Below are 22,411 nucleotides of genomic sequence, written 5' to 3'. Positions count from 1 at the left end.
GCTAGTGACAAAGGGTGGGCACGGCGCAAGAGGCGCCTTTGCCCACCCTACGGCACCGTCACTCCATCACCAGCGCCACGCGACCGATCGCCTTGCGGTCGATCAGCAACCGCATCGCCTTCGCGTAATCCCCAAGCGGCAGGCGGTGCGAGACGTTGGGGCGCAGCTTGCCTTCCTCCGCCCACTGAAGCAGCGCCTTCAGGCGCACCTCGCCCAGCGCCGGATTTTTCCGCACGGCCTCGCCCGCGCGCACGCCGAGTACACTGGCGCCCTTGATCAGCAAGAGATTGGTCTTGGCCGAGCCGATGCCACCCGTAAAACCGATCACCAGCAGCCGCGCGCCCCAGGCGATGCAGCGCATCGAATTCTCGAACACCTCGCCGCCGACGGGATCGAACACCACATCGGCGCCGCGGCCGTCGGTGATGCGCTTGACCGCATCGCGAAACGGCTCGCGGTCGTAACGCACGAGATGATCGGCGCCGCGTGCCTTGGCAATCGCAAGCTTCTCGTCGCTGGAGGCGGTCGCGATCACGGTCGCGCCCAGCATCTTGCCGATCTCGACGGCGGCAAGGCCGACGCCGCCACCGGCGCCATGCACGAGCAGCACTTCTCCGGGCTCGACGCGGCCGCGGTCGATCAGTGCGTGATAGGCGGTGCCGTGACCGGCGAGATAGGTCGCAGCCTCCGCGTAATCGAAGGTGGACGGCATCGGCGTGAGCTGCGACGGCGCGACGACCGCTTCATCGGTGAAAGCACCGTGGCGCATCTTCACGATCACCTTGTCGCCGACGGCAACGCCCCTCGTCTCCGCGCCCACTTCGGTCACGTCGCCGGCGGCCTCCATGCCGGGCGTGAACGGCAACTCCGGCTTGAGCTGATATTCCCCGGCCGCCATCAGTACATCCGGAAAATTCAGCCCGGCGGCGCGGATCGCGACGCGCACCTCGCCCGGCTTCAGGGCACGCGAGGGAAACTCTTCCAGCAGCAAGCTTTCGGGCGCGCCGAACTCGCGGCAGACGACAGCGCGCACCATCAGGCCGCGCTCGCCCTGCGGCGCTTGAGCGCCTCGCGGATCAGCGGCAGGCGGTCATTGCCGAAATACATGTCGGTCTTATCGACAAAGATCGTCGGCGAGCCGAAGCCGCCGCGCGCGACGACCTCTTCGGTGTTGGCCTTGAGCTGGTCCTTGATCCCCTGCTCCGAAATGCCTGCAAAGAATTTCTGCTCATCGATGCCAACCGTCCTGCAGATCTCGGCGAGCACCGTGTCCTGCGAGATGTCCTTGTCGCCGCTCCAATAGGTCTCGAACACGGCGGTCGCGAACGGCACCATATCCCGACCCAGCCAGATGCAGCCGCGCATCGCCTTGACGCTGTTCACCGGAAACACCGTCGGCGGCATCTTGATCGACAGGCCGGCCGAGCGCGCCCAGTCCTGGAGATCCTTCTTCATGTAGCGTGCCTTCAGCGGCACCGGCTTTTCCCGCTGCGCGTAGACGCTCGGGTTGACCGTGTTGAAGATGCCGCCGACCAGGATCGGCCGCCAGACGATCTCCGCGCCGAGCTCCTTGGCCAGCGGCTGGATGTTGTGAAAGGCGAGATAGGTCCAGGGGCTGGAACAGTCGAAGAAGAATTCGATCATGGCGTTTCCTTTGCTCTTGTCATTCCGGGGCGCGCCCTTTTGGGCGCGAACCCGGAATCCATTCCACCAGTTTTATTGCGGCCCGATGGATTCTCAGGTGCGCAATTGCGCACCTTAGCTCGGCGCTTCGCGCCGCCCCGGAATGACGGGTGCAGCCTACTACTTCTTTCCCAACACTTCCTTCGCACGCTGGCCGAACATGATCTTGCGTGATTCCTCGTCGAACGGCTCTTTCACGAACTTGCCGATCGCGAGCCCCGCCTGCACCGGCGGCCTGGCACGGACCTCGGCGTACCATCGCTTCACGTTCGGATAGTCGTCTAACGTAAAGCCCTGCGCCTTGTGGGTCATGGTCCAGGGGAAGCAGGCGATGTCGGCGATGGAATAGTCGCCGGCGACATAGGCGCCGGTCTTGGCCAACTGCCGGTCGAGCACGCCGTAGAGCCGCGCCGCCTCGTCGCGGTACCGCTCGATCGCGTAAGGGATCTTCTCGGCCGCATAGAGCGCGAAGTGGCCGTGCTGGCCGAGCATGGGCCCGAGCCCCGCCATCTGCCACATCACCCACTGGATGGTGGTGGAGCGGCCGCGCAAATCTCCGGCCAGGAAACGGCCGGTCTTCTCTGCCAGATAGATCAGGATCGCGCCGGTCTCGAAGGCCGAGAACGGTGCGCCGCCATCGACGGGTTCGTGATCGACGATCGCGGGAATACGGTTGTTCGGACTGATCGCGAGAAACTCGGGGTTGAACTGCTCGCCCGCGCGGATGTTGACGGGCTTCACGCAATAGGGGAGCCCGAGTTCCTCCAGCATGATCGAGATTTTCCAGCCGTTCGGCGTCGGCGCATAATAGAGTTCGATCATCGCCTTCCCTGTCGTCGCCGCTGGAATAGAGAGCGACTTTTGTTGTTCTGTACCTCGACGTTAAGACATGGCAGGAAGAGGCGCAACATAACCTGCCGGGAGAGCCGCCATGCTGTTTCCAACCACGATCGCCGGCTCCTTGCCGAAGCCCGAATGGCTCGCCGAGCCCAACATGCTCTGGGCGCCTTGGAAGTCGCAAGGCGATGAGCTGCTCCGCGCCAAGCGGGACGCGACACTGATCTGGCTGAAGATCCAGGAGGACGCCGGCATCGACATCGTCACCGAGGGCGAGCAGGCCCGCCAGCATTTCGTGCACGGTTTCCTGGAGAAGATCGACGGCATCGATTTCGCCCACAAGGTCGAGATGGGCATCCGCAAGGACCGCTACAAGGCGATGGTGCCGCAGGTGGTCGCGCCGCTCCGGCTCAAGGGCCGCGTCCATGCCTTTGAGGCGCGCGTGGCGCGCACGCACACGAAGAAGAAGCTGAAATTCACCCTGCCCGGCCCGATGACCATCATCGATACGATTGCCGATCGCTACTTTGGCGACCGCGTCAAGATGGCCTTTGCGTTCGCCGAGCTGCTCAACGAGGAAGCCAAGGCGCTCCAGGCCGACGGCGTCGATCTCGTACAGTTCGACGAGCCTGCCTTCAACGTCTACATGGACGAGGTCAACGACTGGGGCATCAAGGCGCTGGAGCGCGCCGCGCAGGGGCTGACCTGCGCCACCGCCGTGCACATCTGCTACGGCTACGGCATCAAGGCCAACACCGACTGGAAGGAGACGCTCGGCGCACAGTGGCGGCAGTACGAGCAGATCTTCCCCGCGATCGACGCGAGCCCGATCCAGCAGGTCGCGATCGAGTGCCGCAATTCCAAGGTGCCGCTCGACCTGCTCGCGCTGCTCAAGACCAAGATCGTGCAGGCCGGCGTGATCGACGTCGCCAGCGACACGGTGGAGACCGCCGAGGACGTCGTGAAGGTGATCGACGCGGTGTCGAAATTCGTGCCCAAGAGCAACATCATCGCCACCACCAATTGCGGCATGGCGCCGATGCGGCGCGAGATCGCCGAAGCCAAGCTGATGGCGCTCGGCGCAGGTGCCGCAATGGCGCGCGAGAAGCTGGGATGATGACGGTAAGCCGCTGCGCTAGCTGCGCGCTGTCGGATGCAACGCAGGCCGATAGCCGGCGACGATTGCGCGCAGCGTAGAAGGCGGCGTCAGCAGCTTGGCTTCGGCGAGTTCGCGGTTAACTGCCGCATAGCCTGCCGGCGACCACAACAGCGCCCTGCCCCGCGCCACCAGAAAACTCTCCTCGCCCTGCTGCACCATCGCGCCGTCGGGCAATTCTGCCAGCGACATCGGCAGCGCGTGCAGCTGCTTCCTGCCGCGATCAAGGCGCTCGCGATGCAGCGCGGCGTCGATCGCCTTCGCGCTGACGTCGCTTGCAGCATTCCCCGCTTCCCACGCTCTGCGAAAGCGCCTGGCATCGTCGCGGCGGCAGAAGAAACACGGCCGATGGCCCGCGGCAAACGAGGTGGCTTCGTCGAGGAAGAACAGCTCGGTCCAGCTCCGGCGCGCCATCACCGGGCGCCGCCAGCCGCGGAATTCGCAGAGGCAAGTAATCCAGGCCGGCGACGACCAGCGCTTCTTCAGAAGCGTCTTCGTCGCGGGATCGTGGATGATGCCGCGATTGCCGGTGAACATTCCGCGATGCGGGGTGGCGATGATCTCGCCGGTCGGCGTGACGCGATTTTGCAGGGGCATGGGTGCACGCCCGTTAAACTGACGTCATTCCGGGGCGGTCCGCAGGACCGAACCCGGAATCTCGAGATTCCCTGGTGCGCAATTGCGCACCATAGTTCGATGCCTTGCATCGCCCCGGAATGACTCCGTCCCTCACGCCGCCCCGTCGCGGAGCGGCGGGTGATAGGACAGCGCGGTGTCCCAGGGGAAGAAGATCCAGGTGTCCTGCGACACCTCCGTGATGTAGGTGTCGACCAGCGGGCGCCCCTTCGGCTTGGCGTAGACCGTGGCGAAATGCGCATCGGGCAGCATCTCGCGCACCAGCTTGCCTGTCTTGCCGGTGTCGACGAGGTCGTCGACGATCAGGAGCCCCTTGCCGGTGCCGCCTCCGAGTTTCATCGCAGCTTCCGAGATGCCCTTGAGGACCTGAAGCTCGCCCTGCTTGTTGTGGTCGTAGCTGGCGATGCAGACCGTGTCGATCACGCGCACGCCGAGCTCGCGGGCCACGATCGCGGCCGGCACCAGGCCGCCGCGGGTAATCGCGATCACCGCGTGGAACGGACCGACCTCGTTGAGCCGCCAGGTCAGCGCCCGGCAGTCCCGGTGAAACTGGTCCCATGAGACCGGAAAGGCCTTGCCTGCCCGCTCCTGCGCGCTCAGTTCCGGTGCTTCACCGCCCATCATCCTCTCCTGCAAATCGTCGTCCGGCGGCCTTTCTGCTACCGGGTGATGTTCAATCCTGCCAGCATTTCCTTCACCGCGGCCATGGCTGCGGCGAGCTTATCCGCATCCCGCGAACGCACCACCAGATTGGTGTTCGGCTTCGAGTCCTCGTCCATGAAGGGATAGCTGCCGATGATGGTGTCGGGATGAGCGGCGGCGATCGCCCGCAGCGGGCTGCCGATGTCACCTTCCCGCGCATTGGCGCGGACCGATTCGGAGAGCATGCGCACGCCCGATTTCAGCTTGGGCGAGACGATGTCCATCATCGCCTGCATGATCGAGGGCACGCCCGCCATCACGATGACATTGCCAATCTTGAAGCCGGGCGCGAGGATGGTCGCGCTCTGGATCAGCTCGGCACCGTCGGGGATGCGGGCCATGCGCAGGCGGGCCTCGTTGAGATCCTGCTCGCTCCAGCGCTCGCGGAAACGGGCGACCACCTCCGGGTGATGGTCGATGCCGACGCCGAACGCCTTGGCGACGCTGTCGGCGGTGATGTCGTCATGGGTCGGCCCGATCCCGCCGGTGGTGAAGACATAGGTGTAGCGATGCCGCAGTGCATTCAATGCGGCGATGATGTCGTCCTCGTCGTCGGAGACGACCCGGACTTCCTTCAGGTCGATGCCGATATTGGTCAGGTATTCGGCAATGAAGCCGATATTCTTGTCCTTGGTCCGGCCGGACAGGATTTCGTCCCCAATGACCAGAATGCCCGCCGTGACGATCTCGCTCATGCCTTAAGTCCCTCACCTGTAGCGCCGACTTTGCCGAGGTAACGCGTTGAAGTCACGCGGTTTTGCTGCCGAAATAAGCAGTCCTCAGCCATTTTTTCAGGCAAGCCGCCGGCCATCCCCGGTAAATGCTGCCAGTCCATGCTTATCGCGCTGGCCCGCCCCTTGCTACCACCTGAAAGTCATGCACTCTTGCCGCATGGCCAGGACGTTGCGGTCTTCACCAAGGCCTGACGACCTGTCCAATGGCGCAACGCCTTGCGGGGACAAGTCGGGATCTATGGCAGTCGCGTTTGATGAAATGAACATTCCCGGCGGGGACCTTCGCCCCGCCTATCAGGAGCTGGCTCGCTGGCTCAAGGAGACGCCTCCCGAGGCGCTCGAATATCGCCGCCAGGAAGCTGAGCTCCTGTTCCGCCGGATCGGCATCACCTTCGCCGTCTACGGCGAATCCGAGTCGACCGAGCGCCTCATCCCCTTCGACGTGATCCCTCGGATCATGTCGGGCAAGGAATGGGCGCTGCTGGAGAAGGGCCTGAAGCAGCGCGTGCGCGCGCTGAACATGTTCCTGCGCGACATCTATCACGGCCGCGACATCCTCCGCGCCGAGGTCGTCCCCGACGATCTGATCTTCCAGAACCCGGTCTTCCGCCCCGAGATGAACGGCCAGCAGGTGCCGCACGACGTCTACGTGCACATCGCCGGCATCGACATCGTCCGGGTCGACGCCGAGGACTTCATCGTGCTGGAGGACAATGCGCGCACGCCCTCGGGCGTGTCCTACATGCTGGAAAACCGCGAGATCATGATGCGGCTGTTTCCGGATCTGTTCGCCCGCCACCGGGTGGCGCCGGTCGAGCGCTATCCGGACGAACTGCTCGCGGCCTTGCGTTCGGTCGCGCCGCAAGGCGCTTCGGGCGAGCCGACGGTCGCCCTGCTCACGCCGGGCGTCTACAACTCCGCCTATTACGAGCACTCGTTCCTTGCCGACAAGCTTGGCATCGAGCTGGTCGAGGGCCGCGACCTCATCATCAAGAACAACGAAGTGTTCATGCGGACGACCGAGGGGCTGAAACGGGTCGACGTGATTTATCGCCGCGTCGACGATGACTTCATCGACCCCCTCACCTTCCGCCCCGATTCCGTGCTCGGCGTGCCCGGGCTGATGTCGGCCTACGCGGCCGGCAACATCACCCTCGCCAATGCGGTCGGCACCGGCATCGCCGACGACAAGGCGATCTACTCCTACATGCCTGACATCGTGAAGTTCTATCTCGGCGAGGAGCCGATCCTGAAGAATGTGCCGACCTGGCGCTGCCGCGAGCCGAAGGACCTCGCCTATGTGCTGGACAATCTGAGCGAGCTCGTCGTCAAGGAAGTGCACGGCTCCGGCGGCTACGGCATGCTGATCGGCCCCGCCGCAACGAAAGCGACCATCGAAGCGTTCCGCGAGAAGCTCAAGCGCGAGCCGGAAGGCTTCATCGCGCAGCCGACGCTGGCGCTCTCGACCTGCCCGACTTGTACGGCCACCGGCCTTGCTCCGCGCCATGTCGACTTGCGGCCGTTCGTGCTGACCGGCAGCAAGAGCACTACGATCGTGCCGGGCGGACTCACACGCGTCGCGCTGAAGGAAGGCTCCCTGGTGGTGAATTCGAGCCAGGGCGGCGGCACCAAAGACACCTGGATTTTGGACGAGTAGTCAGATGCTGTCGCGTACCGCCGAAAACCTCTACTGGCTCGCCCGCTACGTCGAACGGGCCGAGTATCTCGCGCGCACCATCGATGCGACGCTGCGCGTCACCGCGCTTCCCGCTGCCTATATCGGCAAGACCAACGAATGGGACTCGGCGCTGCTGACCGCCGGCGTCGCCGCAAGCTTCTATCAGACCTATGAGGAAGCCAACGAGCACAACGTCGTCGAATACCTCTCGTTCTCGCCGAACAATCCGTCCTCGATCAGGAACTGCATCGAGGCGGCGCGGCTGAACTCGCGCTCGGTGCGCACCGCGCTCACCAGCGAGATGTGGGACACCATCAACTCGGCCTGGATCGAATTGCAGGAGGTCTGGAGCAAGGGCACCTCGACGCGCGAGGACCTCGCAAAATTCCTGCGCTTCGTACAGGAGACTTCGCTGCGCTTCGACGGTTCGGCCTACCGGACCATGCTGCGCAACGACGCCTACTGGTTCTCGCGGATGGGCGTGCATCTGGAACGCGCCGACAACACCGCGCGCATTCTCGACGTGAAGTACCACGTGCTGTTGCCCGAGGAAGAGCATGTCGGCGGCCCGCTCGACTTCTATCAGTGGAGCTCGATCCTGCGCTCGGTCTCGGCGCTGACCGCCTATCACTGGGTCTATCGCGAGACGCTGAAGCCCTGGTTGATTGCGGACCTGCTCATCCTCAACGACACGCTGCCGCGTTCGCTGGCCAGCTGCTACGGCAATCTCGTGCGCAATCTCGACCAGATCGGCGTCGCCTATGGCCGCCAGGGCCCCGCCCAGCGCCACGCCCGCGGCATCCGCAACCGGCTCGAACACAGCAATATGAACGACATTTTCCAGCATGGCGTGCATGAATTCATTCAGGAATTCATCGCGGACAATTCCAGGCTGGGCGAAATCATCACGAAGCAGTATTTGATCTGATACACGCCGTCATTCCGGGATGGTCCGAAGGACCAGACCCGGAATCTCGAGATTCTCAGGTGCGCAATTGCGCACCATAGTTCGGTGCTGTGCACCGCCCCGGAATGACGCCAGAACAACGGTCCACCATGCGCCTGCGAATCCAGCACACCACGACCTATCGCTACGAGCCGCCGGCGACCAGCGTGATCCAGATCCTGCGCATGACGCCGTGCAGCCATGACGGGCAGTATGTGGCGGAATGGCAGATCGACGTCTCGACCGACACCAAGCTCGACACCCATGAGGACGCCTTCGGCAACGTCACCCATGTGCTGTCCTGCGGGCCCGTCGGCGATATCAAGATCACGGCCGAGGGCCTGATCGAAACCCACGACACCGGCGGCGTGCTGCGCGGCGCCGACGAGCGCTTTCCGGCCGGCATGTTCCTGCGCACCACCGACCTCACCTCCGTCAATCCGGCCATGGCCGCAGTCGCGCGCCAGTTGCGCAGCGAGGCCGAGAGCGACACGCTCGGGTTCCTGCACACGCTGATGAGCGAGATCGGCGACCACATGACGTTCGACGAGGATCCGACCAACAGCGGCACGTCGGCGGCGGAAGCCTTCACGCTCAAGCGCGGGGTCTGCCAGGACTACGCGCATATCTTCATCGCCTGCGCCCGCACCGGCGGGGTGCCGGCGCGCTTCGTCTCCGGCCACTTTTTGCGCTCGGACGGCACGGTGCACCAGGATGCCGGCCATGCCTGGGCGGAGGCCTATGTCCCCGATCTCGGCTGGGTCGGCTTCGATCCCGCCAACAGCATCTGCGCCACCGACGCCCATGTCCGCGTCGCGATCGGGCTCGACTATCTCGGCGCAGCCCCCGTGCGCGGCACCCGCTATGGCGGCGGCGCAGAGACGCTGTCGGTGGCCGTCAAGGTCGAGCAGGCCGGCCGCGGCGGGCAATCGCAGTCGCAGCGGCAGAGCTAAATCCGGCGAGATCGCGTCGCGAGACATCTGCGGCGTAATCAAGCCGCTACGTTACAGCTGTAATCCACGACCGCCGCGCTGAAACCGCCCCGTAGCACCATCTATTCAACGTCTGTCGCGATCCGTTTCCGCAACAGAGGTTGAACAGATGCAGCTTCACGAAAAAAACAAAAGCCATTCGGCGCCCCTGCGCGATCCCCACCAAGACATGCTGGTGGGCATCCGGGAGCTCGCTCCCGAGATCAAGGCACGTGCCGCCGAGATAGAAGCTGCACGCCGCATCCCGCCCGACCTGGTGGAGCGGCTGAGGTCGATCGGTCTCTTTCGGATGTTCGTGCCGCACAGCCATGGCGGGCTGGAGCTGGAGTTTCCGGCGGGACTGGAGGTCATCAAGACATTGGCCCGTCTCGACGGCTCGATCGGCTGGATCGCGGCTGTCGCCGGGGTCAGCAGCCTCTTCGTCGCCGCGTCGCCCCCGGAATTGTACAAGCGCGTCTACCAGGACGGACCTGATACGGCGATCTGCGGCTCATCCCAGCCGGGTGGAACGGCAGAGCGCGTGGCCGACGGCTACCGCGTCAAGGGCCGCTGGCCGTTCGCCAGCGGTTGCATGCATGCGGACTGGATCGGTGGAATCTGCTTTGTCACCGAAAATGGCAAACCGGTCCCCGGCCCGCAGGGCAAGCCACTGCTTCGCGCCGTTATGCTGCCGGCTCGCGACTGGGAGATCGAGGACACCTGGCACGTGGCGGGGCTCGAGGGCACCGGCAGCCATCACGTCACGCTGCGGGAGACACTGGTTCCCGAGGCCAATTTCTTCGATCTCGATGCTGCCCCGCGCCAATCGGGTCCGCTCTATCGAGCATTGCGGCAATTGCTGCCATTGGTGCACGGCGCATTTGTGGTAGGCATGGCCGAGAGCACCGTCGATGAACTGCTCGCGCTGGCCAATACCGGGAGGCAGCAATTGTATGCGGCTGTCCCGATGCGGGAGTCCGAGATATTCCAGTACGAACTCGGCCGGATCTCCGCCGAGCTCGGGGCCGCGCAGGCGTTTCACGAGGTCCAGGCTGCCAGTCACTGGCGTCACGCGCTGGCCGGAACGTTGAATGACGAAGACCTTGTCGTCGAAGGGACCCGATCGGCGACCTGGCTCGCCACGACCTGCGTCGGCATCGCCGACGCCTGCTTTAGCCTGGCCGGAAGCAGTGCGGTCTACGACAGCTCGCCGCTGCAGCGGCGCCTGCGTGACCTTCACGTCGCAGCACAGCACGCGCACGCGCAGCAGCGGCAATATGTCGATGTCGGTAGGCTGGCCTTGCGCCGCTCGACTGAACATGCCGGCTGACCGCATGGGGCGTGCTATGATCGCAGGGTCAGACCAGACCCTGCGAGGACCCCCATGGCGACCGTAAAGCTGCTTTCGGACGATGAGCTCTCCAGCGAGGCGCGCGCCGTTTTCGACGACATCCGCAAGGTGCGGCAGTCGGATTTCGTCAACAATTTTTGGCGCGCGCTGGCGCATGATCCGAAGACGCTGCGGCGGACCTGGGAGAGCATCAAGGAGGTGATGGCGCCGGGGGCGCTCGATCCCAAGGTCAAGGAAATGCTCTATGTCGCGGTTTCGGTGGCGCATGGCTGCAGCTATTGCATCCATTCGCACACCGCCGGCGCACGAGCCAAAGGCATGACCGAGGCCGAATATGGCGAGCTGCTCGCCATCGTCGGCATGGCTGCGGAGACGAACCGGCTGGTTACGGCGCTCGGCGTTCCCGTCGACGAGGCGTTTCTCGTCGGCACCGCCGACTGAGGTCAGCCGTCGCGCCCGGGAATGACGACCTCATCCCGGGAATTGGGGTTGGAGCGGCCCCCGAAATTGGCTAGTAATTCCGCGCAAACGCGTTCGGGGACTGGAAATGACCTATTGTTGCGGAATCCTGGTTCGGGACGGTTTGGTGATGATCGCCGATACCCGCACCAATGCCGGCCTCGACAACGTCTCGACCTTCCGCAAGCTGCACATCTTCTCCAAGCCCGGCGACCGCATCATGGCGATCGCCAGCGCCGGCAACCTCGCCATCAGCCAGTCGGTGCTGTCCACGCTGACCGAAGGCCTCGAGGACCCCAACACGGGCGAGATCGAGACGCTGATGAACGCGCCGACCATGTTCCAGGCCGCCCAGCGCATCGGCCGGGCGATCCGGGCGGTGCATGCGACCGAAGGGCCCGCGCTGAAATCCGAGGACGTCTCGTTCGACGTCTCCTTCCTGTTCGGCGGCCAGATCAAGGGCGCGCGCATGCGGCTGTTCATGGTCTACACCGCCGGCAACTTCATCGAGTGCACTACGGACACGCCCTACCTGCAGATCGGCGAGCACAAATACGGCAAGCCGGTGCTCGACCGCGCCATGCATTACGACGTCGAGCTCTACGAGGCGCTGAAGACCGGCCTGATCTCGATGGACTCGACCATGCGCTCCAACCTCGGCGTCGGCCTGCCGATCGACGTGCTGGTGGTGCGCGCCGACGCCTGCGATGCCGATCTCAACCACCGCATCGAGGCGGGCGAGCCCTATTTCCACGATCTGCGCTCGCGCTGGTCGGCAGCCTTGCGCGCCGCGCACCAGAACATTCCGCGCCCGCCCTACAAGAACGAAAAAGAACCCAAAACCTGACAGCTTAAGAGAAAAGGCAGGAAACGATGAGTGAAGCAAAAAAGATCGCAGTGGTGACGGGCGCCGGCACCGGTGTCGGCCGCGCGGCCGCGCTGGCGCTGATGAACACCGGCTTCACCGTGGTGCTCGTGGGGCGCCGCATGGAGATGCTCGAGGAAACGGCGAAGCTCGGTCCCGCGGGAAAGAGCCTCTGCGTCACCGCCGACATGACCAAGCCGGACCAGATCGCCGCGCTGTTTGACAAGGTGAAGGCGACCTATGGCCGCCTCGACGTGCTGTTCAACAATGCCGGCATGGGCGCGCCGGCGGTGAACTTCGAGGATCTCAGCCTCGAGCAGTGGCAGGCGGTGGTGAACACCAACCTCACCGGCCCGTTCCTGTGCACCCAGCACGCCTTCCGCATCATGAAGGACCAGAGCCCGCGCGGCGGCCGCATCATCAACAACGGCTCGATCTCGGCGCATGCGCCGCGGCCGTTCTCGGCGGCCTACACCTCGACCAAGCACGCCATCACGGGCCTCACCAAGGCGAGCAATCTCGACGGGCGCATGTACGACATCGCGGTCGGCCAGGTCGACATCGGCAATGCGGCGACCCCGATGACCGATCGCATGGTCAACGGCCCCGGCGTGCTCCAGCCCGACGGCACCACCAAGCACGAGCCGCGCATGGACGCCAAAGCGGTCGGCGATGCCGTCGCCTACATGGCCGGCCTGCCGCTGGACGCCAACGTGCTGACCATGACGGTCATGGCGACCAAGATGCCGTTCGTTGGACGAGGCTAAGACCGTTACTGGTTCTTGCCCAGGGCTTCTGACACCAAATGAAGCCCGCGATCCTTGGCCGCGATCAACCGTCGTTGAAATGCGGCCAAGGTCGCTTCTTTGCTGTCGGGCGCAAGTTCGCTGGCCAGGGCAGCGAAGTGGCTATCGGCCTCGTCGAACCGGCCGAGACGCCGCAGCATCTCGCCGGTCAGAAGCCGATCGTCGAGGCGCGCTTCTGCGCTCCTGGTTGTGTCGGCAACGTCCACTGCCAGCCGCGCCAGCAGTTCAGTCGCATAGCGAGTGTAGCGTTCGCCGGTCGTGCCTTCCGCCATCAGGCGCCGGACGAGATCCTGAGCATCCTTGGCGGACAGGCCAGGTCTGTTCACCCGGCTCCGTTCGCCAAGCTCGGTTCGTCCCGCCTCCCACGTCGCCTGCAGCAGCAGACTGGATACTTCCGCGTGAGATGAGCCGGTGTGCTCCATGATCCAGGATGCGCGGTAATAAGGCGTCTCACTCCGGATGCCCTGAAACTCCGGTGACAGAATCAAAGGCCGAAGCCGCTCCAGCTCGTCGTCCTCGTACTTCGCCTTGACGAAGACAAATCCGTTGGTCGGGCAACTCGCGAGCGGCCAGGGGCTTTCAATCGCACCGACCGGCATCCAATCGAGCTGCTTGCCAAAGGACGTGCCGGAGTTCTGCGCGCTGTAGGTGAATTTGACGCCGTCGTAGGGACAGGTCATTTCGACGATGCTTCTGGTCATTGCATGAGCAGCGAAAGCGCCGCCGGCCAGAACGAGCCACGCCAGAACTAGCAGCCTTGATCGCCTGCCCATCTCCCCCTCTATCCTACGTGGAGACCGATCCCTCGGACTACCATGCCGTCCGGAATACGCCGTTCGTGTGGCGCCGCTGAAACGGGCCTCGCTCCTGCCTGACTCAAAAAGTGAAAAACAACCCCATGCACAGTAGGCGTCAAGGGGCGCCAGCAGGCGGTCAGCCGTGGGGGTGACGTGAACTAAAGCCCCGCGCTGCCTCCACAATCGTCATTGCGAGCGCAGCGAAGCAATCCAGACTGCCTCCGCGGTGAGATTCTGGATTGCTTCGTCGCAAGGGCTCCTCGCAATGACGTGGAGAGAGCGGAGTCTACTCCAGGCTCTCCACCCGCCGCAGGGTCGGAAACAGCTTCATCCAGAGCAGCGCCACCGCAATGGTGCAGACGCCGCCGAACACTGCCGCCGGCATGGCGCCGAGCAGCGCGGCTGCCACTCCGCTCTCGAACTGGCCGAGCTGGTTGGAGGCGTTGATGAAGAGGAAATTCACCGCGCCGACGCGGCCGCGCATCTCGTCGGGCGTTGAGAGCTGCACCAGCGAGAAGCGGATCACGACGCTGATCGTGTCGGCGGCGCCGAGGATCGCGAGCGACAGCACCGACAGCCACATCCATGACGACAGCGCGAACACGATGGTCGCGATGCCGAACACGATCACGGCCTGGAACATGCGCAGGCCCACATGCCGCGAGATGGCGTGGCGCGCCAGCACCATGGTCATCAGCAGTGCGCCGACTGCCGGCGCGGCGCGCAACACGCCGAGCCCGACCGGGCCGGTCTGGAGGATGTCGCGGGCATAGATCGGCAACAGCGCGGTGACGCCGCCGAACAGCACCGCGAACAGGTCGAGCGAGATGGTGCCGAGGATCGCCGGATTGCTCCGGATGAAGCGAACACCGGCGAAGATGTTGTCGGCGTCCGTGCCCTCCTTGGCGACCGCCTGCGGGCGCGGCCGGATGAAACCGGTCAGGATCATCCCGAGAATCCAGAACAGCAGCATCACGGCATAGGCAAGATGCGGCGCGACCGCGTAGGCAAAACCGCCGAGCGCGGGACCCGTGATGGTCGCGACCTGCCCCGCACCGCTCGCGACGGCCGTTGCCCGCTGGAGCGAGCCCTGCGGCGCGATCAGCGGCAGCAGCGCCGCGGTGGTCGGGCTTTCGAAGGCGCCGGCAATGCCGAGCACGAAGGTCGCGATGAAGATCTGCACTTCGCTGACTGCGCCGAGATAGGTGATGATTGCGAGATAGAGCGCGGTCGCGGCCTCCACGAGCTGGCAGAGCTGGACCACGCGCTTGCGCTCGAAGCGGTCGGCGGCGTGGCCGGCGACGAACACGAGCAGCGCGGTGGGCAGGAACTGCACGAGGCCGACCATGCCGAGGTCGAAGGCCGAGCCGGTGAGGTCGTAGATCTGCCAGCCGATCGCGACCGCCGCGATCTGGCTGGAAAAGCGCGACAGGCTGCGCGAGAGCAGGAAGAACAGGAAGGCGCGGTGGGAGAGGAGCACGCCGGCGCTGACCGGCGGATTTTCGGATATTGGCTGCTCTGGCATCGCCTTTTGGGTCACGCTCGGACCGCTCGCCCCCTTGACGTCGACATGCCCCCGCGTGACTGAGGCGGGCCGGCTTGTCAACAGCCGGGCGTTTCCCGCATGTCCCGGCATTGCGTTTGCAACGCACGCGCGGCCATAATCACAGAGGGTTTGGGGACATCATGCTGCGGCTGCAATCGGCACTCGGCATTTTCGCATTGCTGCTGATCGCGTGGGCGTTGGCAGAGAATCGCCGCGCGGTCTCGCTGCGCCAGGCGGCGATCGGCCTTGTCATGACCTTCGTCACCGCGGCCGTGCTCCTGAAGCTGCCGACCGTCGCCCATGCCTTCGGCGCCATCAACGACGCGGTCGGCGCGATCTCGGCGGCCTCGCGCGCCGGCTCCTCCTTCGTGTTCGGCTATGTCGGCGGCGGTCCCCTGCCCTTCGACCTGAAGGTACCGGGCGCCGATTTCATCCTGGCGTTCCAGGCGCTGCCGATCGTGCTGGTGATGAGCGTGCTGACGACGCTGCTGTTCTATTGGCGGGTTCTGCCGCCGATCGTGCGCGGCATGGCCTGGCTGCTCGAACGCACGCTCGGCGTCGGCGGCGCGGTGGGCTTGTCGACCGCGGCCAACATCTTCCTCGGCATGGTCGAGGCGCCGCTGTTCGTGCGGCCGTATCTGGCACAGATGACACGCAGCGAATTGTTCCTGGTGATGACCGGCGGCATGGCCGGCATCGCCGGCACGGTGCTGGTGCTCTACGCCACGCTCCTTGCTCCCCTCATCCCCGACGCCGCCGCGCATTTCGTCATCGCCTCGGTGCTGGGCGCGCCGGCCGCGATCCTTGTGAGCCTGATCATGGTGCCGGAGACGTCGGACAAGCGCACCGGCGGCGCGCTGGAGGATCCCGAGATGGCGGTCTCCGGCACGATGGATGCGATCGTGAAGGGCACCGGCGCGGGGATTGAGCTGCTGATCAACATCATTGCGATGCTGCTGGTGCTGGTGGCGCTGGTCTACCTCGTCAACGCCATCCTCGGCCTGCTGCCGCACATCGGCGGCGCGGCGATCTCGTTGCAGCGCCTGCTGGGCCTTGTGATGGCGCCGGTGTGCTGGCTGATGGGATTGCCCTGGGATCAGGCGGTGACGGCCGGCAGCCTGATGGGCACCAAAACCGTGCTCAACGAACTGATCGCCTATGTCGACCTGTCGAAGCTCGCGCCGGAGGCGCTGGACGCACGCTCGCGCCTGATCATGCTCTACGCGATGTGCGGCTTCGCCAACTTCGCCAGCCTCGGCATCATGATCGGCGGCCTAGGGGTGATGGCGCCGGAGCGCCGCGAGGAGATCAACGCGCTCGGGCTGAAGTCGATCGTGTCGGGGACGCTGACGACGTGCTTGATGGGAGCGGTGGTGGGGGTGTTGGCGTAAGTCTCTCCACCGTCATTCCGGGGCGCGACGAAGTCGCGAGCCCGGAATCCATTTCGCCACGCGTGATGAGGTACGATGGATTCCGGGTTCGCGCCAAGAGGCGCGCCCCGGAATGACGAGAGAAGGGTGCAGCGTCTCCGACGGAGCGCCCTACGCCTTCAGCTCCACCGTCTTGAACTCCGCCGGCAAAATCACCTCCAGCAGTTCCACGTCGTCCGAGTAATCCAGGATCATGTGCTTGATCTTCGGCGGCTGGGTCCAGGCGCTGCCCTCCTTCATCAGCGTCTCGCCCTCGCCTTCCATGTAGGTCTTCACCCAACCCTTGAGCACGTAGACCATCTGGAATTCGACGTCGTGGAAGTGAAGCTTTGAGACTTCGGCGGGATTGCAGGGGCCCTGCAGCCGGATCACGTGTGCTTGCGCGAGGCCGTGGCTTGCTTCGGCGATACCGAGGTCACGGTACTTCGCGTAGGCGCGCAGGCCGTCGGCCTTGAAGTCTTCCTCGCGGTGATGGCTGATCGCGATGCGCTGCTTCGGACGTACGGGCTTCTTCGGAGAGGCTGTGCGCGCCTTCGCCTTGACCGCCTTGCGTGCCGAGGATCGCGCCGCGGCCTTGGTGCCGCTCCGCTTCTTCACCGCGGTCTTGCTTGCGGGTCTTGATGCCTTTTGCTTGGCCATTGTCTGCCTCCCTGATCTGAGCCGCGCCCGCCGGATGGGTGCAACCGGACGGCAGATTAGCCAGTCCTGGACGAGGCAGCAATTGCAGGGCTTGGATCAGCAGCGCGATAACGGGATCGTTCGTAGCTTGCCCGAAGCTGTCGTCGCGAACGGCCGTCGTCTCGTATTCGTTCCCTCGCCGATTTAATCTCGCCGGGAGATTCTGGGGGATTGATTCATGAGCAACAGCGTAGGTCAGCGTGCATTTCAAAATGCCCGGCTTCAGAAGCGGCAGAAAACCGATGTGCTGCCGTTGCTCGGGCAGGCCCTCCAGCTGCACAAGCAAGGGCTTCTCCCCCAGGCCCAGGCTGCCTACCGCCAGGTCCTGCAGCTGGCGCCCGACCAATTCATCGCGCTGCATATGCTCGGCAGCTTGGAGTCAGATACCAAAAACTATCAGCAGGCCGAAATTCTGCTGAGCCGGGCGGTTGCCGTGGATCCGCGATCTGCCGATGCTCACATGAGCCGAGGCGTCGCGCTGAACGGGCTACGACGTCACGGTGAGGCCTGTGAGAGCTATCGAAGGGCCCTCGCCTTGCGCCCCAACTTCGCCGTAGCCCTGTCCAATCTCGGTAACGCGAGCGTGACCCTCGATCTTCAGGAAGCGCTCGCGTGCTTCGACAAGGCGCTCGCAATCGACGGAAACCTTGCCGAAGCCCACAACGGCCGGGGTTGGGTGCTCTGCCGTCTGCGCAATTATGACGAGGCCATCGCCAGCTTGAACCGTGCGCTAGCGATCAAGCCCGCCTATGCCTCGGCGCTGGCGAACCGCGCCCTCGCTTTGCAGGAGCTTCTGCGGATTGACGAAGCCATGGCGGATTGCAATCGGGCAATCGCCGTGGAGCCCAACGATATGAACGGGTGGCTCGGGCGCGCCAGTGTCTGGCTCCAGGTCCAGCACATGGCCGAAGCGCTGCACGATAGCGAGAAAGCGATCGCTGTCGATCCCGATGCTGTTCAAGCTCACCTGGTACGGGGCATTTGTCTTGCCGCACTTGGGCGGGTCGACGAAGCCCTGGCCAGTTACGACAGAGCCCTTGAAATCGAGCCTGACTTCCCGAGCGCGATCTCCAACAAGATATTCACGCTCGATTTCGCGGCGGATGCCAGCGTCGAGCAGCATCAGCGAGCGCGGCAAGTCTGGTGGGAGCGGATCGGCGCGAAGTTCGCCTCAGAAGCGGCGAGACCGCACGACAACAGCCGCGATCCGGATCGCCCCCTGGTGCTCGGCTATGTCTCGTCGGATTTCAACGCGCATTCGGCCGCGTTCATATTCAAGCCGGTCCTGCAATACCGTGATCGGGCACAATTCGAGATCGTGTGCTACTCTTGTTCGTCGAAAGTGGATGCGGCGACCGACGAATTTCAAAAGATCGCCGATCGCTGGCGCGACGCCTCGCAATGGAGCGACGATCGCCTCGCCGCCGAGATCCGCGCCGATGGCGTCGATATCCTGATCGATCTATCCGGCCACACCAAAGGAAACCGCCTCGGCGTGTTTGCGCGCAAACCGGCGCCGATCCAGGCCCATGGCTGGGGTCACGGCACCGGCACCGGGCTGCCGACGATCGATTATCTGTTCTCCGACCCGGTCGCGATTCCTGCCGCGGTCCGGCATCTGTTTGCGGAAACCGTTGTCGACCTGCCGTGCTTTGTGACGCTGGAGCCGCTGCCGATCGAGCTTGCGCGGGCCTCAACGCCGGCGATCTCGAACGGCTTCGTCACATTCGGTGTCTTCAACCGCATCAGCAAGATTTCGGACCAGGCCGCGCAGGCCTGGTCCCGGATTCTCGAGCGGGTGCCGGGGTCACGACTGCTGATCAAGGATGTTGCGCTGGACGATCAACTGGTCCGCGACAATCTGCTGGCGAGGCTTGCAACTTGCGGAGTGCCGGCCGAACGCGTCGATCTGCTCGGAACCACCTTGCGAGTCGATCATCTGGCATCGTTCAATCGCGTCGATATTGCCCTCGACCCGTTCCCGCAGAATGGCGGCGTCAGCACGTTGGAAGCCTTGCAGATGGGCGTGCCCGTGGTGGCGAAGCTCGGGAACAGTCTGCCCAGCCGTGCCGCCGGCTCCATCCTCACCGCGCTTGGCCTGCCGGACTGGGTTACGGACAGCGAGGAGGCATATGTCGACATCGCGGTGAGCCGCGCGACTGAGATCGACGACCTCGACAAATTGCGCCGCGAGTTGCCCGGACAGGTCAGGGCTGCGCCTGCCTGCAACCCGGTCGTCTACGCGCAAGCGGCGGACGAGGCCTATCGCGCGATGTGGAAGCGCTATTGCAGCAGCGACGCCTGATCGCTGCGTCAATGCAGCCTGAACACGCCGTCCACCGCACGTAGCTCGGCCGGCTTGATCAGCTTGGAATGCGCGACGGTGACCGAATAGAGGGGACCGTCGAGCTTTTGCTGCCAGAACGCCAGGAAATCGGTCAGCGCCGGGAATTTCGGGAAGAGATCGTAGTTCTGCCAGACATAGGTCTGAAGCAGCGAAGGATGATCCGGCATCCGATAGAGAATTTCAGCCGTCGTCAGCCCGTAACCCAGCACCTGTTTCCGGAAGTCGTCGGAAACAACCCCAACCCGCGAGACCATGCCAACCTCCTTTGCAGGAGCGCATTCAGGGGTGGCTTGATCCGGTACGCTGCTTACGAGCCACCCGGTGGAGATGCGCTCACATGAGAGAAATGTGACGCAAACTGATAATCCATCTCAAGCCCAAAAGTTTAACAAGCTGTTGAAATTCAATGCGTTAGCAGCAGAGACGGCTCCGTGCTAATACGGTCCGGCGGACGGTTAACGATGGGAAAGAGATTCTGGCAGCCGGGCCTTCCGAGTGCTTATTTTTCTGCTAGAAGCCCTTGCCCCCGCAAAATTCCTGTCCTATTTCAGCCTCACCCGTGCTAGCACTCGCGGGCACAGACTGCTAACAATCTGAAATCATCAACCCGAGCAATTGCTTAGGAGGACTGCATGAAATTCCGTCCGCTTCACGACCGCGTCGTGGTCAAGCGCATCGACGCAGAAGAGAAGACTGCTGGCGGCATCATCATTCCCGACACTGCCAAGGAAAAGCCCTCCCAGGGCGAAGTCGTCGCCGTCGGCCCCGGTGGCCGCGACGAAGCCGGCAAGCTGATCCCGATCGACCTGAAGGTCGGCGACCGCGTGCTGTTCGGCAAGTGGTCCGGCACCGAGGTCAAGATCGACAGCGTCGATCTCTTGATCATGAAGGAAAGCGACATCATGGGCGTCCTCGACGTCCCCGCTTCCAAGAAGAAGGCGGCCTAAGAGCCCCCTCTCGCCCCCAGCCAACCTCAAGGAAAAATCCAGATGGCAGCTAAAGAAGTCAAATTCTCGGTTGATGCGCGCGACAAGATGCTGCGCGGCGTCGACATCCTCGCCAACGCGGTGAAGGTCACCCTCGGTCCGAAGGGCCGCAACGTCGTGCTCGACAAGTCGTTCGGCGCTCCCCGCATCACCAAGGACGGCGTCACCGTCGCCAAGGAGATCGAGCTCGAGGACAAGTTCGAGAACATGGGCGCGCAGATGGTGCGCGAAGTCGCCTCCAAGTCCGCTGATGCGGCCGGCGACGGCACCACCACCGCGACCGTGCTCGCCCAGGCGATCGTGCGCGAAGGCGCCAAGTCGGTTGCCGCCGGCATGAACCCGATGGACCTCAAGCGCGGTATCGACCTCGCGGTCGAAGCCGTCGTTGCGGACCTCGTCAAAAACTCCAAGAAGGTCACCTCGAACGACGAGATCGCCCAGGTCGGCACCATCTCGGCCAACGGCGACGCGGAGATCGGCAAGTTCCTGGCCGACGCCATGAAGAAGGTCGGCAACGAGGGTGTCATCACCGTCGAGGAAGCCAAGTCGCTCGAGACCGAGCTCGACGTCGTCGAGGGCATGCAGTTCGACCGCGGCTACATCTCGCCCTACTTCGTCACCAACGCCGACAAGATGCGCGTTGAGATGGACGACGCCTACATCCTCATCAACGAGAAGAAGCTCTCCTCGCTGAACGAGCTGCTGCCGCTGCTCGAGGCCGTGGTGCAGACCGGCAAGCCGCTGGTCATCGTCGCCGAGGACGTCGAGGGTGAAGCCCTCGCGACCCTGGTCGTGAACCGTCTGCGCGGTGGTCTGAAGGTCGCGGCCGTCAAGGCTCCGGGCTTCGGCGATCGCCGCAAGGCCATGCTGCAGGACATCGCGATCCTGACCGGCGGCCAGGCGATCTCGGAAGATCTCGGCATCAAGCTCGAGAACGTCACGCTCAACATGCTCGGTCGCGCCAAGAAGGTGATGATCGACAAGGAGAACACCACGATCGTCAACGGCGCCGGCAAGAAGGCCGACATCGAGGCGCGCGTGTCCCAGATCAAGGCGCAGATCGAGGAAACCACCTCGGACTACGACCGTGAGAAGCTCCAGGAGCGTCTCGCCAAGCTCGCTGGCGGCGTCGCGGTGATCCGCGTCGGCGGCGCGACCGAGGTCGAGGTGAAGGAGCGCAAGGATCGCGTTGATGACGCGATGCACGCGACCCGCGCGGCTGTGGAAGAAGGCATCGTCCCGGGCGGCGGCGTCGCCCTGCTCCGTGCTTCCGAGCAGCTCAAGGGCTTGCGCACCAAGAACGACGACCAGAAGACCGGCGTCGAGATCGTGCGCAAGGCGCTGTCGGCTCCCGCTCGCCAGATCGCGATCAACGCCGGTGAAGACGGCTCGGTGATCGTCGGCAAGATCCTGGAGAACAAGACGTACGCCTACGGCTTCGACTCCCAGACCGGCGAGTACGTCAACCTGGTCACCAAGGGCATTATCGACCCGACCAAGGTGGTCCGCACCGCGATCCAGAACGCAGCCTCGGTTGCGGCCCTGCTGATCACCACGGAAGCCATGGTCGCCGAGCTGCCCAAGAAGGGCGGCGCCGGCCCCGCGATGCCTCCGGGCGGCGGCATGGGCGGCATGGACTTCTAAGCGACGAAGTCGTCCCGGACGCGGTGCAGCGCGAAGCGATGCACCGCAGATCCGGGATCTCGCTCTACAAATACGAAGCCCCGGCAGCGATGCCGGGGTTTTTGTTTGTGGCGCAACTCTCCCCACCTCGTCATTCCGGGGCGCGCGAAGCGCGAGCCC

At 64.3% G+C, this 22,411-nt stretch carries 22 protein-coding genes; 12 read left to right on the top strand and 10 right to left on the bottom strand.

What is annotated here, in order from left to right; genetic code table 11:
- Positions 1–58: 58 nt before the first annotated feature.
- The 3 genes from ACVWW6_RS23305 to ACVWW6_RS23295 all read right to left on the bottom strand — a co-directional run bounded on the left by ACVWW6_RS23305 (position 59) and on the right by ACVWW6_RS23295 (position 2,505).
- Positions 59–1,036, bottom strand: a complete 978-nt coding sequence (locus ACVWW6_RS23305; protein ID WP_456681441.1) for an NADPH:quinone oxidoreductase family protein — start codon at positions 1,034–1,036, stop codon at positions 59–61.
- Positions 1,036–1,644: a DsbA family protein gene (locus ACVWW6_RS23300; RefSeq protein WP_456681440.1), complete on the bottom strand. Its 609-nt coding sequence runs from the start codon at positions 1,642–1,644 to the stop codon at positions 1,036–1,038. Before ACVWW6_RS23300 ends, ACVWW6_RS23305 begins: the two co-directional genes overlap by 1 nt.
- A gap of 159 nt (positions 1,645–1,803) precedes the next feature.
- Positions 1,804–2,505, bottom strand: coding sequence for a glutathione binding-like protein (locus ACVWW6_RS23295; protein WP_456681439.1), 702 nt, complete (start codon positions 2,503–2,505; stop codon positions 1,804–1,806).
- A 109-nt stretch (positions 2,506–2,614) separates the two neighbouring features.
- On the opposite strand from ACVWW6_RS23295, the gene ACVWW6_RS23290 reads away from it, so the two are divergent.
- Positions 2,615–3,637, top strand: coding sequence for a methionine synthase (locus tag ACVWW6_RS23290; protein WP_456681438.1), 1,023 nt, complete (start codon positions 2,615–2,617; stop codon positions 3,635–3,637).
- Between the two features lie 18 nt (positions 3,638–3,655).
- Here the strand turns inward: ACVWW6_RS23290 and ACVWW6_RS23285 are convergent, their stop codons facing one another.
- The 3 genes from ACVWW6_RS23285 to ACVWW6_RS23275 form a co-directional block, all read right to left on the bottom strand.
- On the bottom strand, positions 3,656–4,273 hold the full coding sequence (locus ACVWW6_RS23285; protein WP_011088355.1) for a hypothetical protein: 618 nt from the start codon (positions 4,271–4,273) through the stop codon (positions 3,656–3,658).
- Positions 4,274–4,405: 132 nt separating this feature from the next.
- A complete protein-coding gene (gpt, locus tag ACVWW6_RS23280) occupies positions 4,406–4,933 on the bottom strand; it encodes a xanthine phosphoribosyltransferase (RefSeq protein WP_028175425.1) in 528 nt (175 codons plus the stop codon).
- A gap of 38 nt (positions 4,934–4,971) precedes the next feature.
- Positions 4,972–5,709 carry a competence/damage-inducible protein A gene (locus ACVWW6_RS23275; protein ID WP_011088357.1) on the bottom strand — a complete coding sequence of 246 codons (738 nt, stop codon included), beginning with the start codon at positions 5,707–5,709 and terminating at the stop codon, positions 4,972–4,974.
- A 277-nt stretch (positions 5,710–5,986) separates the two neighbouring features.
- On the opposite strand from ACVWW6_RS23275, the gene ACVWW6_RS23270 reads away from it, so the two are divergent.
- The 7 genes from ACVWW6_RS23270 to ACVWW6_RS23240 all read left to right on the top strand — a co-directional run bounded on the left by ACVWW6_RS23270 (position 5,987) and on the right by ACVWW6_RS23240 (position 12,785).
- On the top strand, positions 5,987–7,405 hold the full coding sequence (locus ACVWW6_RS23270; RefSeq protein ID WP_028175426.1) for a circularly permuted type 2 ATP-grasp protein: 1,419 nt from the start codon (positions 5,987–5,989) through the stop codon (positions 7,403–7,405).
- Positions 7,406–7,409: 4 nt separating this feature from the next.
- A complete protein-coding gene (locus ACVWW6_RS23265; protein ID WP_011088359.1) occupies positions 7,410–8,354 on the top strand; it encodes an alpha-E domain-containing protein in 945 nt (314 codons plus the stop codon).
- Positions 8,355–8,482: 128 nt separating this feature from the next.
- A complete protein-coding gene (locus ACVWW6_RS23260; RefSeq protein ID WP_038967763.1) occupies positions 8,483–9,325 on the top strand; it encodes a transglutaminase family protein in 843 nt (280 codons plus the stop codon).
- 148 nt (positions 9,326–9,473) lie between these two features.
- On the top strand, positions 9,474–10,673 hold the full coding sequence (locus ACVWW6_RS23255) for a flavin-dependent monooxygenase (protein WP_370204495.1): 1,200 nt from the start codon (positions 9,474–9,476) through the stop codon (positions 10,671–10,673).
- A gap of 54 nt (positions 10,674–10,727) precedes the next feature.
- Positions 10,728–11,135: a carboxymuconolactone decarboxylase family protein gene (locus ACVWW6_RS23250; RefSeq protein ID WP_456681437.1), complete on the top strand. Its 408-nt coding sequence runs from the start codon at positions 10,728–10,730 to the stop codon at positions 11,133–11,135.
- Positions 11,136–11,241: 106 nt separating this feature from the next.
- A complete protein-coding gene (locus ACVWW6_RS23245) occupies positions 11,242–12,000 on the top strand; it encodes a proteasome-type protease (RefSeq protein WP_011088363.1) in 759 nt (252 codons plus the stop codon).
- A gap of 26 nt (positions 12,001–12,026) precedes the next feature.
- On the top strand, positions 12,027–12,785 hold the full coding sequence (locus ACVWW6_RS23240; RefSeq protein WP_028175430.1) for an SDR family oxidoreductase: 759 nt from the start codon (positions 12,027–12,029) through the stop codon (positions 12,783–12,785).
- Positions 12,786–12,790: 5 nt separating this feature from the next.
- Here the strand turns inward: ACVWW6_RS23240 and ACVWW6_RS23235 are convergent, their stop codons facing one another.
- Both ACVWW6_RS23235 and ACVWW6_RS23230 read right to left on the bottom strand, forming a co-directional pair.
- Positions 12,791–13,597, bottom strand: a complete 807-nt coding sequence (locus ACVWW6_RS23235) for a hypothetical protein (RefSeq protein ID WP_011088365.1) — start codon at positions 13,595–13,597, stop codon at positions 12,791–12,793.
- A 310-nt stretch (positions 13,598–13,907) separates the two neighbouring features.
- Positions 13,908–15,146, bottom strand: coding sequence for an MFS transporter (locus ACVWW6_RS23230; RefSeq protein WP_039185291.1), 1,239 nt, complete (start codon positions 15,144–15,146; stop codon positions 13,908–13,910).
- 161 nt (positions 15,147–15,307) lie between these two features.
- On the opposite strand from ACVWW6_RS23230, the gene ACVWW6_RS23225 reads away from it, so the two are divergent.
- Complete coding sequence (locus ACVWW6_RS23225; RefSeq protein ID WP_456681436.1) at positions 15,308–16,558, top strand: NupC/NupG family nucleoside CNT transporter; 1,251 nt, start codon at positions 15,308–15,310, stop codon at positions 16,556–16,558.
- A gap of 150 nt (positions 16,559–16,708) precedes the next feature.
- On the opposite strand, the gene ACVWW6_RS23220 is transcribed toward ACVWW6_RS23225, so the two are convergent.
- The gene (locus tag ACVWW6_RS23220) at positions 16,709–17,236 is read right to left on the bottom strand and encodes a cupin domain-containing protein (protein WP_011088368.1); all 528 of its coding nucleotides are present in this window, start codon (positions 17,234–17,236) and stop codon (positions 16,709–16,711) included.
- 217 nt (positions 17,237–17,453) lie between these two features.
- Here ACVWW6_RS23220 and ACVWW6_RS23215 point away from each other — a divergent pair, with 217 nt between their 5' ends.
- The gene (locus tag ACVWW6_RS23215) at positions 17,454–19,580 is read left to right on the top strand and encodes an O-linked N-acetylglucosamine transferase, SPINDLY family protein (protein ID WP_456681435.1); all 2,127 of its coding nucleotides are present in this window, start codon (positions 17,454–17,456) and stop codon (positions 19,578–19,580) included.
- Between the two features lie 8 nt (positions 19,581–19,588).
- Here ACVWW6_RS23215 and ACVWW6_RS23210 read toward each other — a convergent pair whose 3' ends face one another.
- On the bottom strand, positions 19,589–19,876 hold the full coding sequence (locus tag ACVWW6_RS23210) for an usg protein (RefSeq protein WP_011088370.1): 288 nt from the start codon (positions 19,874–19,876) through the stop codon (positions 19,589–19,591).
- A gap of 378 nt (positions 19,877–20,254) precedes the next feature.
- Here ACVWW6_RS23210 and ACVWW6_RS23205 point away from each other — a divergent pair, with 378 nt between their 5' ends.
- Together ACVWW6_RS23205 and groL are read left to right on the top strand one after the other, a co-directional pair.
- Positions 20,255–20,569 carry a co-chaperone GroES gene (locus tag ACVWW6_RS23205; RefSeq protein ID WP_011088371.1) on the top strand — a complete coding sequence of 105 codons (315 nt, stop codon included), beginning with the start codon at positions 20,255–20,257 and terminating at the stop codon, positions 20,567–20,569.
- Between the two features lie 42 nt (positions 20,570–20,611).
- A complete protein-coding gene (gene groL / locus ACVWW6_RS23200) occupies positions 20,612–22,252 on the top strand; it encodes a chaperonin GroEL (RefSeq protein ID WP_011088372.1) in 1,641 nt (546 codons plus the stop codon).
- Positions 22,253–22,411 lie beyond the last annotated feature (159 nt).

This window comes from Bradyrhizobium sp. USDA 3311 (genome assembly GCF_054062495.1).
The sequence above is the reverse complement of the archived record's forward strand: the minus strand, read 5'-3'. Positions and strand labels throughout refer to the sequence as shown.